Source organism: Deltaproteobacteria bacterium (genome assembly GCA_016709225.1).
In the GTDB taxonomy this organism is placed as follows: domain Bacteria; phylum Myxococcota_A; class Polyangia; order Nannocystales; family Nannocystaceae; genus Xiheibacterium; species Xiheibacterium phototrophicum.
The window spans coordinates 351518-367639 of sequence record JADJEE010000002.1; the positions used below are offsets into that span (position 1 = coordinate 351518).

The 16122-nt window shown below is 71.5% G+C and carries 13 protein-coding genes; 8 read left to right on the forward strand and 5 right to left on the reverse strand.

What is annotated here, in order from left to right; genetic code table 11:
- Window positions 1–205: 205 nt before the first annotated feature.
- Window positions 206–820, reverse strand: coding sequence for a sigma-70 family RNA polymerase sigma factor (locus IPH07_15690; protein MBK6918834.1), 615 nt, complete (start codon window positions 818–820; stop codon window positions 206–208).
- Between the two features lie 131 nt (window positions 821–951).
- Between IPH07_15690 and IPH07_15695 the strand changes: the two genes are divergently transcribed.
- The 5 genes from IPH07_15695 to IPH07_15715 are packed head-to-tail and all read left to right on the forward strand — an operon-like array spanning window position 952 to window position 9123.
- On the forward strand, window positions 952–3810 hold the full coding sequence (locus tag IPH07_15695; protein MBK6918835.1) for a protein kinase: 2859 nt from the start codon (window positions 952–954) through the stop codon (window positions 3808–3810).
- Between the two features lie 7 nt (window positions 3811–3817).
- Window positions 3818–4183, forward strand: coding sequence for a hypothetical protein (locus tag IPH07_15700; protein MBK6918836.1), 366 nt, complete (start codon window positions 3818–3820; stop codon window positions 4181–4183).
- Window positions 4184–4198: 15 nt separating this feature from the next.
- A complete protein-coding gene (locus IPH07_15705) occupies window positions 4199–4597 on the forward strand; it encodes a hypothetical protein (GenBank protein ID MBK6918837.1) in 399 nt (132 codons plus the stop codon).
- 31 nt (window positions 4598–4628) lie between these two features.
- On the forward strand, window positions 4629–5474 hold the full coding sequence (locus IPH07_15710) for a caspase family protein (protein ID MBK6918838.1): 846 nt from the start codon (window positions 4629–4631) through the stop codon (window positions 5472–5474).
- A 34-nt stretch (window positions 5475–5508) separates the two neighbouring features.
- A complete protein-coding gene (locus tag IPH07_15715) occupies window positions 5509–9123 on the forward strand; it encodes a CHAT domain-containing protein (protein MBK6918839.1) in 3615 nt (1204 codons plus the stop codon).
- A 163-nt stretch (window positions 9124–9286) separates the two neighbouring features.
- Here the strand turns inward: IPH07_15715 and IPH07_15720 are convergent, their stop codons facing one another.
- Entirely contained in the window at window positions 9287–10177 is an 891-nt protein-coding gene (locus IPH07_15720; GenBank protein ID MBK6918840.1) for an alpha/beta hydrolase, read from the reverse strand.
- Between the two features lie 122 nt (window positions 10178–10299).
- Between IPH07_15720 and IPH07_15725 the strand changes: the two genes are divergently transcribed.
- Window positions 10300–11061 carry a PrsW family intramembrane metalloprotease gene (locus IPH07_15725; GenBank protein ID MBK6918841.1) on the forward strand — a complete coding sequence of 254 codons (762 nt, stop codon included), beginning with the start codon at window positions 10300–10302 and terminating at the stop codon, window positions 11059–11061.
- Here IPH07_15725 and ftsA read toward each other — a convergent pair.
- A complete protein-coding gene (gene ftsA / locus IPH07_15730; protein MBK6918842.1) occupies window positions 11058–12329 on the reverse strand; it encodes a cell division protein FtsA in 1272 nt (423 codons plus the stop codon). The genes IPH07_15725 and ftsA overlap by 4 nt on opposite strands.
- A gap of 12 nt (window positions 12330–12341) precedes the next feature.
- Entirely contained in the window at window positions 12342–13421 is a 1080-nt protein-coding gene (locus IPH07_15735) for an FtsQ-type POTRA domain-containing protein (protein MBK6918843.1), read from the reverse strand.
- Between the two features lie 179 nt (window positions 13422–13600).
- Between IPH07_15735 and IPH07_15740 the strand changes: the two genes are divergently transcribed.
- Window positions 13601–14908, forward strand: a complete 1308-nt coding sequence (locus tag IPH07_15740; GenBank protein MBK6918844.1) for a hypothetical protein — start codon at window positions 13601–13603, stop codon at window positions 14906–14908.
- Here the strand turns inward: IPH07_15740 and IPH07_15745 are convergent.
- Window positions 14884–15228 carry a hypothetical protein gene (locus IPH07_15745; GenBank protein ID MBK6918845.1) on the reverse strand — a complete coding sequence of 115 codons (345 nt, stop codon included), beginning with the start codon at window positions 15226–15228 and terminating at the stop codon, window positions 14884–14886. The genes IPH07_15740 and IPH07_15745 overlap by 25 nt on opposite strands.
- A 184-nt stretch (window positions 15229–15412) precedes the next feature.
- Between IPH07_15745 and IPH07_15750 the strand changes: the two genes are divergently transcribed.
- Complete coding sequence (locus IPH07_15750; protein ID MBK6918846.1) at window positions 15413–15952, forward strand: hypothetical protein; 540 nt, start codon at window positions 15413–15415, stop codon at window positions 15950–15952.
- The last annotated feature ends 170 nt before the right edge of the window (window positions 15953–16122 follow it).

Genomic DNA, 16122 nt, shown 5'->3' on the forward strand with positions numbered 1-16122 from the left:
GGGAGCACGTACGCTCGACCGTACCTCGCCTCTCGAGTCACGGGCGATGGAGCGTCCGTCGAGGGAGTGTCGCGCGGCGCGGCAAATGATCCGCAGGGGCACGTGAAAGGTCGCGTCGGCTGCGGCCCGTGGTCCCATGCATGCACGCGCCCTGTGGCACGGGGCGCTCGTCGAACAGGTGCGCCGGCCCGCCCCGGAGGCGGCGTCAGGTCGCCGCGCCGAGCTGCTCGCGGATGCTCCGCGCCCAGCGCTCGAGGTCGGTCGAGGTCGACTCGACGGCGCCCGCTTGACCATCGATGGCCGCCAGGGCGAGGCGCAGTCGCTCTCGCGCCCGGGTACGTCGGCCGCGAATGGTGTTGGCGTTGGTCGCGAGCACGTCGGCGATCTCTGGATCCGACATGTCTTCCCAGTAGTAGAGCTCGAGCACGGTCTGGTGCTCGAGCGTCAGCGAGCGCAGGGCCTGCAGTACCAGACGCTGCTCGGCGCGTTGAGCGAGCACCGACGACGGGCGCGGATCGACGGCGGCAATGCTGATGTCTTCGAGCGGCTCGACCTGATGCCGGTACCGCTCGCGCAGGTGCTCCAGCAGCACGAGGTGGGCGATGCCCAGCACGAAGCTGCGCGCGCTGCCGCGGCCATCGTAGCGCTCGCGGATCTGCTGCACGCGGGTGAACGTTCGCTGCGTGAGTTCGTCGGCGTCGTCTCCGACCTTGTTCACGAAGAAGCCACGGACGCGTCCGAACACCGCCAGGACCCCCGCGGCCCAAGCCTGCTGCCGGACATCCAGCAGCTGCGCCCACGGGTCGTCGGCGGCGGTCATGGCGGGCCGTACGGTACCACGTCGAGCCACACGAATCCTGGGACCCGCTCGTCGGTCGCGGGCGGCCCGACGCCACCGGGCAACGGGGGATCATCGGGATCAGTTTCGGGTTTCTGCGACACTCCTTGGTGGTGGCGCCAAGCCAGGACGACGGTCGGTTCCACGACCCCACTGCAGCGAAGCTCGTCGCGGCGGCACCGCACGACGACCTCGACGCGCGGGTCGCCGCGGTCGACTACCTCCGCAGCCTCGGCGTCGAGCATCCCCCAGTCGTCATCGCTGGCTACGTACTCGAGCGGCGCATCGGTAGCGGCGGCTTCGGCAACGTCTACCTCGCGGCGCAACCGAGCCTCGATCGCCGGGTCGCCATCAAGCTGCTCCATCGCCAACGGGTGGGGCGCGAGGCGTCATCCCTGCGTCGCGAGGCACACGCGCTCGCCCAGCTCAACCACCCCAACGTCGTACAAGTCTTCCACGTTGGGGACGCGACGGAGGGCACCTTCATCGTCATGGAGTACGTCGAGGGAGCGTCGCTCGACGCGTGGCAGCGCGACCGCTCATGGCCCGAGGTCCTGGCGAAGTACCGCGACGCAGCGCTCGCGCTGGCGGCCGCCCACGACCGAGGGATCCTCCACCTCGACTTCAAGCCCCAGAACGTACGAGTCGGCGTCGATGGCCGCGCGCGCGTGCTCGACTTCGGCCTCGCCGGCGGCCCCGGGATCGCGCGGGGCTCGACCTCGGAGCAGCCGTCGCTCGGCGCCGGGACGCTGCGCGTCACTCGAGCCGACGGTGCGACCGTCGGATATGCGGCACCAGAGCAGCTGTTCGGCGGCGTCGTCGAGGCCGCGGCCGATCAGTACGCCTTCTGTGCCGCGCTTCACGAGGCACTCCACGGCGTCCTGCCGTACACCGCTGCGGATTGCCTTTCGATGGCCGTGGAGCAGGCGCCGATGCCCGCGCGGCGTGGCGCGAAGCGCTGCCCGACGTGGATCGATCACGTGATTCGGCGGGGACTACGACCGCGGCCCGGCGATCGGTGGCCGTCGATGCAGGCGCTGATCCACGCCCTTCGCGGGCCGGCGCGCCTTCGGCAGACGGTGGTCGCGGGCGTGGCCCTGTTCGCGACCGTCCCCGCAGCACTCGCAGGCGCGCGCGCTGGGCGGGCTCCCGGCTGCGACGACGTGGACGGGCCTTCGCCTCCTGCATGGAGCAGCGCGCGGCGCGAGGCGGTCACGCGTGCGCTGCACGGCGGCGGTGACACGTTGCCGGCATCGTCTGCCGCGGCGGTGCTCTCACGGCTCGACGTGATGTCCGCCACCGCCGACCGCGAGCTCGAAGTGGCCTGTAGCGCCGCCGCATCCGATGAGCACCGGCTGGACTGCCTGCGACGGTTCACGGCGCGATTCGACCGAGCCACCGAACTCATTGCGAACCACGGCGAGGGCACGCGCGCCGATGCGCTCCTCGAGGTGGTCGGCGACGCCGCCGAGTGCCACGCAGGAAGGACCGACGGCAGGCTGGACCCCGTCGCGGCGGATGAGGCCGCGGCGGTGCTCGCCGACCTCGATCGCGCGCGACTCGACCTCGCTGCCGGCCGCTTTGCCGAAGCCGACGCGCGCACCCAGGCGGCGATGCGAGCGACCCGCATGTTCGACGCCGCGGCGGTCGTCGCAGAGGCACTCCTGGTCCGAGGCCTCGCTGCGGACGCGCTCGCGCGGGACGCCGACGCACTGCAGGACCTCGAGTCCGCCGCGCACGCCAGCGTTGCCGCCGGACGCGACGACCTCGCCGCAGAGGCGTGGCGACGCGCCGCGTGGGTGGCCGCCACCGATCTCGGCGATCTCGACCGCGCGTGGCGGAACGCCCGCGCGGCCAAGGTCGCCGCCACGCGACTCGGCCCCGAACCCCGCACCCGCGCCGAGCAGCTCCACGTCGAGGGCTTGCTGCTACGCCTCGGTGGCGATGCCACGGGGGCCGTCGCGCGACACGAGCTCGCGCTGTCCGAGCTCGGCGACAGCGTAGCGGCGGATGATCCCAGCTGGATCTCCTCGTGGCTGCTGCTCGCGCACGCGCACGCGGATGCTGGCGGCACCGATTCCGCGAGTACCCTGTACGAACGCGCCGAGCGTCTCGCGATCGCTCGACTCGGCCCGCTCCACCCGCGCGTCGCGACGATCCTGCTATCGCGGGCGATGATTGCCCGTGCCAGCTATGACCGCAGCCGTGACCCGAATGTCCTCGCGCAAGCGGATGCGACGCTGGCCCGCGCGGCAGAGATCATGCAGTTCGGGTCCGGCCACAACGACGACGTGATCGCCACGATCACCACGCTACACGCCGAGGTAGCTCTGTTGCGCGGTGAACTCGACCGCGCGGGTCGCCTCGCGGCGACGGCCTGGGACCTGCAGCGCGAGCACCTCCCGGAGGGCCACCGCGAGCGGGGCAGCGCGCTCGCCGTGCTCGCGCGGGTCGAACTCGCCCGCGGCGACTGGGAGGGCGCACTACGCGTGCATCGAGAGTATGCGCTGGAGCGCGCGCACTTCGACGACGACGCAACCCTGCCTGCGATCGAGAACAACCTCGGCTGGTTGGAGCTTCGGCTCGGACGCCCGGAGAACGCCCGAACCCACCACGAGCGCGCGCTCGCCGACGGCGACGACGTGCAGCGGGCGTACGCGCGCGGCGGGCTCGGCCACGCGGCACTCCTGCTCGACGGACCCATGGTCGCCGAGGAGCAGCTCGCGGGCGCGCTCGCGTCGGCGCAGGCACTCGGCGAGGCCGCGCCCGCCGATCTCATCGCGGAGATCGAGTGGCACCTGGCCGAGGCGCAGCTCGCCAACCACCGCGGCGCGAGCTCGGTGCGAACTCATCTCGAGCGCGCTGTCGCATACTATCAGGCGAGCGGCAGCGACGCCCTCGCAATCGAAGCGCTCGGCCGCCTCGCACGGCAGCTCCCGGGCGCGCATCGCAGGCCACGAGACCACGAGTAACGCCAATATGTTCACGGTCACGTACCAAGATGGAAGCAGCTTCAGCGCGAGCGACAACACGATCACGATCGTCGCGGTCGTCGACGGTGACTACCGTCACCGCGACCGGCCGATCGACGCCATCGCTTTCGCCATGGGTCAGGCCTCGGAGGCCCGGGTCGAGGTCGTCGCGAGCGGCACCAGCTTGCCCGTGCAGCTGTGCTTCGGCGGCGGGGGCCCCAGTGTCGGGCTGCCGGTCGCCACGCGCTGGACGGCCGAGTCGCCCACCAAGGGCACGCTTGCGATGTCACTGCCCGCGGGTGCCAACGCCCAACACGCGACGCGACTCGAGGCGAGCGGCGGTGGCAACATCGAGATCACCCTCACGCGCTGACGGCACGAGGTCGAGATGCCCAACTACCGCATCATCTACATGGACGGAAAGACCGCCGACATCGACGACCGCGTGCTGACGCTGGTCAATCGCGTGCCGTCGCCACTGCCCCCGCCGACGCAGCCGTGGACGAGCTACCAGCACAACGGCAAGATCGTCCGGGAGCTTCGCACCACCGGGCCGAGCGCGACCTTGGTGGTGGTGGCGGGCGATGGCGGCGCGGTCGGTGAGCAGAACGTTCGCATGGCGCTGTGCACGACCGCGGGGCACAGCTGCAGTGCGGTCTGGCAACCAAGCGCCGCGGGTGTCCAGCTCGACCTGCGTGCGGACGCCGCATCGACCGGTTTCGACATCACCGACATGCACCTTCCGCCGCAAGCGCTCCGGGTGGTTCTGATGCGACCGACTCTGTAGCGAACGGCGCTCGCGACACCCGCTTGCCACGATGCGTACTGCCCTCCTCGTCGGCGTCGAGAGCTGTCCCGCCGCAGACCTGCGCGGCCCCGCGGCGGACGTCGCATTGGTGCGCGCGGTAATCTGCGAGCGGTTCGAACTGCTAGCGCGGACGTTGCCGAATCGCGCCGCGACCCGCGACGGGGTGCTCGCCGCGCTCGACGAGCTGGTCTCGGCGGCGCGCGAGCGCGACAGGTTGCTGTTCTACTTCGCCGGTCACGGCACCCAGGTCGCCGACACGGGCGAGGGTCTCGATGAGACCGGCGCCGTCGACTACCACGAAGCCATCTGCCCGCACGACTTCAGCCGCGAGGACCCGTCGCGCGCAATCCGTGACACCGAGCTGCACCAGCTCTTCGCCAAAGCCATCGCGCGCGGCGCTGGCATCACTGCCATCTTCGACTGTTGCTTCGCGGGAGGCCTGGCCGCACGCGACGTCGTGCGCGGCCCCATCAACGCGGGCGACGAGGGTGTCCGGGCGCGCAGCCTCGCGACGATCGAGGGCCGGTGGTCCGAGGCCGTGCGCTCCGGAGTGCTGCGTCGTGTCCACCGCATGACCGACGTGCCGCGCACCCGCGATGGCGGGGCCTCACCGGTCGTCTTCGGTGCGTGTCTCGCCGGCTCGCTCGCCCGAGAGTGTCGCTACGACACCGAAATCCGCGGCGAGTTCACGCACCACCTGGCGGCCGTGCTGGCCACGGCGGCGCGCGGCATCACCAACGTCGCGGTGCGCGACGCAGTGCGAGCATCGATTGCAGCCAGCGACCCCTCGAACCGGTCACCGTCGCGCCCCGTGTTTGCCCCCGCCAGCGCCGACCAGGCCGTATTCCTGGACTAGCGGGCCCGCTGCACCCAACATCGCGAGGTCCACGATGTTCGTACGACCCCTCGAGGTGCAACTGTGCTGGTCCGACCGGGACCGTGAGTCGGTGGGTCCGCTCGCACGCGAGCTATACGAGTTCCTCGATCGGCCGCCTGGCGACGACCCGGTGCTGCGGCCGGGTCTCGGCATCGCAACCCGTATCGGATGCGACGCGATCCGCCTGGTCCAGGCACTGCGCGTCGGCGCGCTGGCCACCGTCGGCGTGCGTGTCGTGGTCGCGATGCTCGCATCGGCCGGCTATGCCGACGCCGGGTTTCGCGCCGCGATCGAGCAGCTCGCGGCCAACGACGGCGACGACCTCGTGCTCGTGCCGGTCGTGCTCGACCCCCGTTGGCTCGACGCGCTGTCGTCAGTGCGCGGCCGCACGATCGAGCTCTCCGCGCAAGCGCGCAGCGAAGACGACCGACGGTGGTCGCTCGGGGTCCACGTCGGCATCGAGGTCGCGCGCGCACTGCTCGGACCGGCGGGTATCGACGCGTGTCCGCAGATCTCGATCAGCCACGCCGCCGTCGACCAGCTCGCGAATGATCACCTCGCCGCGCGTCTCCACGAGCACCTCGTCACCCGCACCGCCATGCGCTGCGAGTTCAACGATCGCGACGAGGCCCGCGCGCAGCAGCTGCGGTCGCGGCTCCGCTCGTCGCCACGGGACGCGCTGCTGCTGGTGATTCGCACCGACGCCTGGTCGGAGAGCCCGTGGTGCACCGAGGAGCTACTGGTCGCAAAGAGCGAGCGCGTGCCCATCTTGACGGTCCTCGCGACCACCGCCGGTGAGCCGCGAGCCTCCGCGTATGCCGGCAACCACCGCACGGTGCACTGGCAGGCCGGACGCGAGTGGGAGGTCGCGGGCCGCTGCGTGCAGGCATGGCTGCAGCACCATCACTTTCTCGCATTCGGGCGCGCGGCGCTCGAGCTGGCGGGGCTGCCCCAGGACAGCACGGTGCTGTCGCGTCGACCGGAGCTGTTGGACCTCTCGGCCGACCCCCGCGCCCTCGTGGTCTATCCCGATCCCCCGATGCCCGAGGCCGAGCGCGACGTGCTGCGGGCGCTGCGGCCCGACGTACGCATCGCAACCCCGAGCACGCTGTTCGGACGCGTACTCCTCGACCGCGACACTGCACCGCCGCTGTGTGGCATGACACTCGCCTTCTCGCTCTCACCGAGTCCGACCCTCCCGGCGATCGACGAGCTGGTGATCGGCGCAGGGCTCACGCAGACCCACGCACAGGATGCCCTTGCGGCGATCGTGCTCGCGAGCGTGCACAGTGGCGCGCGGGTGTGCTTCGGCGGCGACTTCCGCCGGGGTGGTTTCGCCGAGCGCCTCGGTTTCTTGCTCCAGGCACACCGCCGACTGGGCCTCGTCGGGCGCCCGCGGCTGCTGTGTTTCCTCGCCGAGGGCCGCCGCTCGGGCGACGCGATCGTCGAGTACGAGCCGTACGAGGTCGCCTCGCCCGTGGGTGCCGAGGCGTGCGACGACGTCGAGGTCCGCTCCTGCTTGTGGCATCTCGCGATGCGTCGCGCTTCGTCGCAGATGGCCGAGGCGCGGCTGGTGCTCGGTGGGCGGGTGCGCCCGCGCATCGAAGACGGTGACGGCGGCTACCACGGCGCGTGGCCAGGCGTGCTCGAGGAGGCCTACCGCACCGTCCAGGCCCATCGCGCGCTGTATCTGTTGGGCGGCTTTGGAGGCTATGCGGGCGAGCTCGCACGCAGGCTCGACCTCGACCACGATGGCCCCGAGGTCGAGGCCGTCGATGCGCGGGTGGCCAACCTGCGCGAGCGATTCGAGGCCTCGCGGCTGCAGCTCGCCGCCCGCTCGGATGCCGACCTCGATCTGCTGCTGATCGAAACCAGTGGTCCTTTGCGTGAGGCGGATCTACGCGCGCGAGTGCGCGATGCTTGGCGACGCTTCATCGCTGGAGATGCGAGCGCGTGGCCCAATGGGCTCGATGTGGCCGAGAACCGCACGCTGTTCACGTCGACCGACGAAGTCGAGCTCGCGCAGCTGGTGTTCACCGGCGTGTCACGTCTGCGGCGGCGGGCAGCGCCGGCCGGCGAGATCCGCCTGCGCTGCTACCACGGCGACATCGCCTCGATCGCCGGCGTGGATGCATACGGGGTGACGCTCTCGCCGGGCTTGGAGCCGGTCGGCGCCTCGGCTGCGCTCGACGCCCGCTGCGGCGGTCGCCTGCGGCGCGCCGTGCTGGCTCGCGGCGTCGAGGTCGTCGCCGTGCACGGCGCCGCGCTGGCGGGACGCCACGTGATCGTGGCGACGCTCGAGCTACCGGAAGCCGGCGCGCCGCTGTCGGTCGCCGCCATCGAGGACGCGGCCGCCGCGGTCGGTGGTGCGTGCGCGCGGCTGGGGCTCACGTCGCTGGCGTGCCCGATCTTCGGCGCCACGCTGGGGATCGCGGTCTCGTCGGCCCTCGATGCCATGCGCCGCGGATTCGATCGCGCCGGAGCACCTGCGATCGTGACGTTCTGCGAGATCGACGGGGGGCGCGTGGCAGAGTTGCGCGCAGCGCTGCCCGCCGGCGCGTTCCAGGAGCTGCGTGAGGGCCCACTCCCGAGCGCGCCGCCACGCCGCACGTTGCTGCACCTCGGTGGCCGCGCACCGACGGACGAAACCCCCGGCGTGATCCATGCGCGACTGTTCCGCGACGACCTCGGCGCGGCGGTGCCCGGCGGTAGCTCGGGTCCGATCGACGCCGACACCTGGACGATCCTGCGTACGCGTGTGTGCACGATGGACGAGGCGCTCGCGCGCGGACAGCTGCTGTTCGAGCGTCTGCTGCCCGAGAGCGTGCAGCGCGAGCTCTGTGCGGAGCGCGACGGGCTGCTCTCGCTGCTGGTCGATGACGTCGCCGCCTCGCTGCCGTGGGAGGCGCTCGCCAGCGTCGACCCGAGCTGGACACCCGCGACCTCCGTGCCGTTCTCCCGTCGCATCGCCCTGGGTGACGAGGTCGGCACCCCGGCCGCCGCCACGCGGCGCAGCGGCCGACTGAGATTCCTGCTGGTGTTCGATGCCGCGGGTGATCTCGAGGGCGCGCGCGACGAGGCGCTGGCGGTCCGCACGGCGATGGCGGCCCGCGGCGACGTCGACCTCGTCGCGTTCCAAGGCCCCGCCGCGACGCTCGACGCGGTGACCGCGGCCCTGAGCACGGGGGCCTTCGACGTGTTCCACTATGCCGGGCACGCGAGGTTCGATCCGACCGCCCCAGAGCGCAGCGGTCTCGAGCTCGCCGACGGCGTGTTCACTGCGGCCCACGTCGAAGACGCCCACGTGCCGCGGCTGGTCGTGCTTGGGGCCTGCGAATCGACCCGGCTGCGCGGCCCGTCGTCCGCCACGCCGGCCGTCGTTCCGACCGCGGCGCGGTGGTCGTTCGCCGAAGGGCTGCTGCGACGCGGCGTGCGATCGATGCTCGGCACCAGCTTCGTCGTGAACGACGACGCGGCCCGCGACTTCGCGCTCGGCACCTACGGCGGCCTGCTGCGCGGACTGACCCTCGGGCTCGCGGTCCGCGACGCCCGTGCGCGCCTGTTCGGCGCAGGGCGCCCCGACTGGGCCAACTTCGTGTTGTACGGCGACCACGGCCTGACGCTGTGATGACCGCGCGACGCCCCGGCTCACGCACGGCGACGCTCCGCCTCACGTGGTCGAGCGTCGAGCGCAGGCCCGATGGATCCTGAGCGTCGCGCAAGCGCCCTTAGCCAGCGCCCCGCCGATGCTGGCGACGCGGTCGCGCAGGGCGACCCGCGTGCTCCACCGGCTAGCGCGCCGCCGACGTGACCACGTGCGCGTCGATCCAGTCGCGGATCATCGCGACGATCGGCGCGCGCAGCTCGGCGGGCTCGTTGTGCAGCTCGTGGTAGTAGCCCTCGAACGTGCGCAGCGTCTGGTCGCGGGTCTTGGCCTCGGGCAGCGCGCCGAAGATGCGCTGGGTCGTGGTGTGATCGACGATGCGATCGCCGGTGCCGACGTACCACAGCGACGGCAGGCGGATCTTCGCGGCCTCGCGCTCGACACGGGCGATCGCGGCGTTCATGGCCGCGAACCACCCCGCGGTCACGACCCCCACGCGCAAGGGATCGGCGACGTAGCGCGCCACGACCTCGGGGTCGCGCGAGACTGCGTCGGCGGGGATGCCCGAGGGCAGCGCCAGCTTGGGCGCGATGCGGGCGGCGAGCTTGCCGGCGAAGAGCTTGATCGGCGGCACCTTCATGGTCAGGCCCAGCAGCGGGCTCGAGATGATGGCGCCCTTCAGCGGCAGATCGCGCTCGTGCTCGTGCAGATAGACCAGCGAGATGAGCCCGCCCATCGAGTGGCCGAACAGGAACCACGGCAGGGCCTCGGGCCGCAGCGCCGGATCGAGCGCCGCGGCCCGCTCGCGCAGGATCGCCAGCATGTCGTGGGCGTAGTCCTCGAAGCGCTCGACGTGACCGCGGGTGCCGGTCGAGCGACCGAGCCCGCGGTGATCCATCGCGATCACCAGCCCGCCGTGCTCGACCATCTCGCCGGCCAGCTGCGCGTAGCGCCCGGCATGCTCGGCCCCGCCGTGGGCCATGACGATCACGAAGCGCGGAGTCTCGGCGCTGCGCCACACGTCGACGTGCAAGGCGGTGCCATCGGCGACGGTGCACGTGTGCTCGGTGTGCTGCATCGGTGGCGGCAAGCGTCGCGCACCTCGTCGCCGCCGCGCAAGCGCCCGAGCGGCCCCCAAGTGGCAGGTCGGCGGGCTACCATGGCGGCAGCATGCGGACCCCAGCCGCACGGGCCTGACCGATGGGCGCACTGGCGCTACGCCTGGTGTTCGCCGCGCTCGGGGCCGTGCCCGCGGTCGTGATGATGCTGCTGGTCGATCGCCTCGACCGCACACGCGCGGAGCCGCGTTGGCTGCTGCGCCGCGTCGCGCTGCTCGGCGCGCTGACCATCGTCCCGGTGCTCGGGCTCGAGCTCGCGATGGTGGTCGCCGGCCTGCCCGCCCGTGGTCACAATCTCGGCACCGGGGTGCTCGCCAGCTTCGTGGTCGCGGCGCTGCCCGAGGAGGCCGGCAAGGCGCTGTGCCTGCGCTGGCTGATGCGGCACCGCGTGGAGTTCGACGAGCGCATCGACGGCATCGTCTATGGCGCGCGCGCCGGCCTCGGCTTCGCGTTGGTCGAGAACATGGCGTACTCGCTGACCGCCAAGGACGTGCACGAGTTCGTGGCGCTGTTCGTCGCGCGCGCGTGCCTGTCGGTACCCAACCACGCGACCTACGCGGCCGTGATGGGCTACTTCGCCGCGCGCCGCCATCTCGATGGCGTCGGCCCCGGCCTCGTCGGCGGCCTCGCGATCGCGGTGCTGGGTCACGGCCTGTTCGACCTCGGCCTCACGCTCGCGATGCTCGGCGACGACACGGCCGACGCCGCTGGATTTCTCCTGGGCGTCGCGATCACGCTCGGCGCAGCGGCGACCGGCATCCTCGCCGTGATCGCGCTGGCCCGGCGTGCCCGCGCGCTCGACCTGCGCGACGCGCTCGCAGCCGCCAGCGCCGAGCGAAGCTAGAACATCTCGCGGACCCAGGCGCCGAAGCGACGGGCGATGCCCGGCCCCTCGTCGCGCACGCGACGGGGCGTCTCGACCGCGCGCATCGGCTCGTGGGTGGCGCCGAACAGCACCAAGCCCACGCCGGTGGCGTACTTCGGGTCGGCGATCACGCCCGCGAAGCCACCCTCGGCCAGGCGCGCGTCGGGCCGCGCTCGGCTGCCGCCGGTCGCCGTCGGCACGCCGCGGCGCACCGGCATCTGGAAGATGTCCTCGGCGATCTCGAGCATGCCGTCCATCATCGCGGCGCCGCCGGTGAGCACCAGGCCGCTGGCGGCCAGGTCGGCGCAGCCGCTGGCGAGCAGCTCCTGCTGCGCCATCAAGAAGATCTCCTCGACGCGCGGCTCGATGACCTCGGCCAGGAACCGACGCTTGAACGATCGCGGCGGTCGCGGGCCCACGCCGGGCACCTCGATCTCCTCGTCGTCCTGCACCATGCTGATGAGCGAGCAGCCGTGCTTGCGCTTGATGGCCTCGGCCTCGGGCACGCTGGTGCGCAGCCCGTGGGCGACGTCCTGCGTGATGCGATGGCCGCCCAGCACGATCACCGAGGTGAAGACGTTGCTGCCCTCGTAGTAGACCGCGATGTCGGTGGTGCCACCGCCGATGTCGATCATCACGACGCCGAGGTCACGCTCGTCCTCGTGGAGCACCGCCATCGCGCTGGCGAGCGGCTCGACCACCACCTCGACGACATCGAGCGAGGCGCGGTTGCAGCACTTCACGATGTTCTGCACGCTGGTCACCGCGGCGGTGATGACGTGGGCGCGGACCTCCATGCGCACGCCGTTCATGCCGATCGGATCGCGGATCTGGCCCTGACCGTCGATGATGTACTCGAGCGGCACGGTGTGGATGATCTGCCGATCGAGCGGGATGTTGACCGCCTTGGCCTGCTCGATCACGCGGGCGACGTCGCCGTCCTCGACCTCGCGCGAGCGCATGCTGACCTGGCCGTTGCTGCTGAAGCCGCGGATGTGACCGCCGGCGATGCCGACGAAGACCGACTGCACGTCGGCCGCCGCCATCTGCTCGGCCTCTTCGATCGCGGCCTGGATGCTCGCGGTGGTGGCCTCGATGTTCACCACCACGCCCTGCCGCAGACCGTCGGACGGGCTGGTACCCACGCCGAGGATCTCGACCCCGTTCTGCGTGACCTCGCCGATGATCGCGGCGACCTTGGTGGTGCCGATATCGAGGCCACAGATGACTTCTCCGACCTGCGCCATGAACCTTCTCCGTCAGTGATGCCTGGGAATTCGGGGAACGCGCTTGCGTCGCGGCTGCGACGCATCGGCGGCTTCGGGGCTGTCGGCCCCGGGGGGAACTTCGGCGGCGGGCTGCAGTGCAGCCTGGGCGGCGCGCTCGTGGGCGTCGATGACGAGCGCCGGCGCGTCCTTGGCGGGGAAGAAGCTCGCGACCACGCGCTCGTGGGTGGCGTCGTCGGCGTTGTCCTGGCCCTCGAGGTGTGCGACGGCGAGCTTCTCGGCGTCGTCACCCATCGCGGCACGCAGGGCGTCGAAGCGCGCGAGCGCGGCCCTGACGTCGCCGCGACCGAGTCGCAGCTGGGTGCCGATCTGCGCGGTGTACAGCGTGACGCCGCCCCACGCGTCGATGTGGATCTCCGACAGCAGCGGTCGCACCTTGCTGCCGTACGCCTCGATGACCTCGAGTGCCCGCGCGATGGTTGCATTCGCCACCTCGGGCTCCGCGACGAGCATCGCCGAGGTCACGCCGGTGACGACGGGCAGCTGCCCGCGCTCGCCGACGCCGAGCTGCTTGAACGGCTCGCCCTCGCGATTGACGAGCAGCTGGCGGCCGGCCGCCAGCACGGCCACGGCCTCGTGCTCGGTGATCTCGACCCGCAGCGCGTCGGGTAGCTCGCGGTTCACGACCGCGTGTGCGACCCACGGCTCCGCGGTGACGCGCGTCGCGAGCTCGTCGAGCTGCAGCGACAGGATGTTGGTGCCGGGCTCGAGCGCGAGCAGCTGCCGCAGGTGCGCCTCGTCGACGTGGGCGGTGGGCTGGAACTGCAGGCCGCGCACCTCGAAGCGCGGCGACGTGGTCGCGTACGCATAGCCCTCGCGCACACCGACGAGCACACCGTAGGCCAGGCCCACGCAGATGCCGACCCGCAGCCCGAGCCGCAGCGTGCTCCGCAGCACGCGTCGCATGCGGCTCGGCGGGCGCAGCTCGGCCTTGGCCTCGGCGCGGACGTTGGCCTGCACGACCGTGTCCGCGACCTGCTCGCGCGCCACGCGGCGCACGTTGCCGCCGCGCTTGGCGGGTCGAGTCTTGCGATCGGTGGCGCGCTTCGACATCGGGGCGTCGGCTCTTCGCGGAGTGCCGCGCGCGGGGCAGCGGCGGGTATCTTGCCCAATACCCCCAGTGCGTCAGGCGACGCAAAAAACCGGGTGCCGGCGGGTTTCGCCGGAGATGGAACGCCGAGGCCGGACGAGCCCCGCGTCATCATCGACGGTGTCGGCCGCAAGGGGCGAGCATGACGATGCGTGGACCCGCGCCGCTCGCGCTGCTCTACTCCGCGGGCTGCCTCTCGGCGCCCTTCGATCCCGCTGCTGGCGGCGAGTCGAGTTCGACGTCGAGTGCGCCCGAGAGCTCGACGCCGACGGACGACAGCTCGTCCGTCGCCGCATCTGACGACAAGACCGACACGAACAAAACCAATACCAGCGGTGACACGGGCCTCGGTTCGACGTCGGAGGTCGGCTCGCGCTGCGGCGACGGCGTGCTCGATGCCGACGAGCCATGCGATGACGGCAACGAACTCGACGCCGACGGTTGCAACCGCGACTGCACGCCATCGGGCGAGGTTCAGTGGGTCCACGCCGAGCCGACCGTGGGGCGCTTGCGCGGCGTCGCAGGCGACGCGGCGGGCAACACGGTCGCGGTCGGCTACTCGGGAGACTTCATCTACGGCCAAGCGCTCGCCGCGGTGCGCGGACTCGACGCAGACGGCCTGCTGGCGTTCTCGACCGACGAGGACGCCGGCGACGATGCATCGTTCTCCGACGTGCGCCTCGCCGGGGACGGGACCTACTGGATCTTCGGCACGAGCCCGACACGGGGCTGGATCCGCCGGACGCGTGCGGTGGACGCGAGCGACCTCCTGCTGACCGAGATCGACCAGATCCGCGACGCCGATCTCTGCGGTGACGTCGTCGTGGTGAGCGACGGCGCGCACATCGCTGCGCTCGACGCGGACGCCAACGTCGTGTGGATCCTGGACGCCGGTTATGTCGTCGACGTCGCCGTCGGCGACGGCGTCGTGTTCGCGCTCGCCGCCGACGACTCGCAGGCCGATCGTCGCGTGCTCGCGTACGACGCCGGCGGGGCGGTCATCGCCGAGGGCACGCCGTTGCTGGACGCGAACCCCGACGCCCTCGCGGCCATAGCGGGGCTCGGGGTCGCGGTGGTCGGCCAGCTGTCACCGTCCTCCGACGCCCCGATGGGATTCGTTCGGCTGTACACACCCCAGCTCGACGTGCAGTGGACCAGCACGCGCGAGGACTCGCGATGGTCGGCGGTGGCCGATGCCGCCGGTGACCTCGTCGTCGCGGGCGCAGACCTCGGCACGGGCTACGCGCGGCCTGTGATCGCCCGCCTGGACCCGGCCGGCGCGTACCGCTGGGTCACCGAGGTCGAACTCACCCCGCCGTTCGGCGAGGCCCGGTTCGACGCCGTCGCATCGACCGCCACGGGTCGCGTGGCGGCGTCCGGCTACGCGATCGACTTCGGCGGTCGCTCGGGGTTCGATGCCTACGGCTACGTCGTCTCACTCTCCCCGTGACCGCCGTCGTCCGTAGCGTCATCGACGGGCCCGCAATCCGCAATGGGCCCGAGCATGTCTAGAGCATCGTGGGATTGGGTCATCGTCTTGTTGGGCTTCGTCGGCGGCTGCGGAACGACAGCGGGGAGCGGCGCAGCGACGACGTCGAGCACCGGCGACGGTGAGAGCACCGCCACCGCCGAATCCTCGGGGAGCGATTCATCGGCGACGACCGAATCGTCCGTGGCGGCCACCGAGGGAAGCGAGACGTCGGCGTCTTCGCCGGGGACCACCGATGGATCCAGCTCGAGCGGGAGCGAGGGCAGTTCGACGACGGGCACCGTCGAGCCCGCGTGCGAGGTGCCCAGAGGCGGTGAGCGCTGCGCATCGCCGTCCCCTTTCGATGGGTCCGGAAGTTGCGATCCGTTCTCCCAGGACTGTCCCGAGGGGGAGAAGTGCAACCCCTACGCCACCGATGGGGGAGCGTGGGACTCCACCGGGTGTGTCCCGCTCGCGCCGGCCCCCGTGCAGGTGGGGCAGCCGTGCCAGACCCAGGGTGCTGCCACCAGCGGGCTCGACGACTGTGATCTGGGGCTGATGTGCTGGGCCGTCGACGCCGAGACGCTAACGGGTGTCTGCGTCGAGCTGTGCGGCTGCGGGCCCGAGGCGCCGACCTGCCAGGGGGCGGGCACGACCTGCACCGTGACCAACGGCGGCAACCTCCCGGTCTGCGTCGCGACCTGCGATCCGCTCGCCGACGACTGTGCGGAGGACTTCGGGTGCGTGTCCGTCGACACGCAATTCGTGTGCGCACCCATGAGGGCCGCTCCGGCGGGTCCCGGTGAACCATGCTCGGCGCTGAACCACTGCGACGACGGACTATTCTGCGCCGAGCCCCCCCTCGTACCGAACTGTACCGATACCTACTGTTGCACCCACTTCTGTGACATCGATCTCGGCGATACCCAGTGCGAGATCGAAGGCACCTCATGCGTCCTGTGGTTCGAACCTAACAACGCACCGCAGGAATGCCTCGCGGATCTTGGGATGTGCGTCGCGGGTTGACGCCGTCGCACGCCCCCGCGCCGACGCGCCACCGTGTCGGCACCACGACATGACGAAGGGGCGAATCCTCGTGGAGGACCGCCCCTTCGAATGGAGTCTGCCGTTACCGTTGCTCGAAGGACGAAGGACGAAGAAACGAGCGATGAAGCCAAGCCAAGTGCCGGGCGCTG

Excerpts from the sequence above, each read along its gene's own strand:
- IPH07_15690 (MBK6918834.1), bottom strand. The coding sequence starts at position 820 with ATGACCGCCGCCGACGACCCGTGGGCGCAGCTGCTGGATGTCCGGCAG.
- IPH07_15700 (MBK6918836.1), top strand. The coding sequence starts at position 3,818 with ATGTTCACGGTCACGTACCAAGATGGAAGCAGCTTCAGCGCGAGCGAC.
- IPH07_15705 (MBK6918837.1), top strand. The coding sequence starts at position 4,199 with ATGCCCAACTACCGCATCATCTACATGGACGGAAAGACCGCCGACATC.
- IPH07_15710 (MBK6918838.1), top strand. The coding sequence starts at position 4,629 with ATGCGTACTGCCCTCCTCGTCGGCGTCGAGAGCTGTCCCGCCGCAGAC.
- IPH07_15715 (MBK6918839.1), top strand. The coding sequence starts at position 5,509 with ATGTTCGTACGACCCCTCGAGGTGCAACTGTGCTGGTCCGACCGGGAC.
- IPH07_15720 (MBK6918840.1), bottom strand. The coding sequence starts at position 10,177 with ATGCAGCACACCGAGCACACGTGCACCGTCGCCGATGGCACCGCCTTG.
- IPH07_15725 (MBK6918841.1), top strand. The coding sequence starts at position 10,300 with ATGGGCGCACTGGCGCTACGCCTGGTGTTCGCCGCGCTCGGGGCCGTG.
- ftsA (MBK6918842.1), bottom strand. The coding sequence starts at position 12,329 with ATGGCGCAGGTCGGAGAAGTCATCTGTGGCCTCGATATCGGCACCACC.
- IPH07_15735 (MBK6918843.1), bottom strand. The coding sequence starts at position 13,421 with ATGTCGAAGCGCGCCACCGATCGCAAGACTCGACCCGCCAAGCGCGGC.
- IPH07_15740 (MBK6918844.1), top strand. The coding sequence starts at position 13,601 with ATGACGATGCGTGGACCCGCGCCGCTCGCGCTGCTCTACTCCGCGGGC.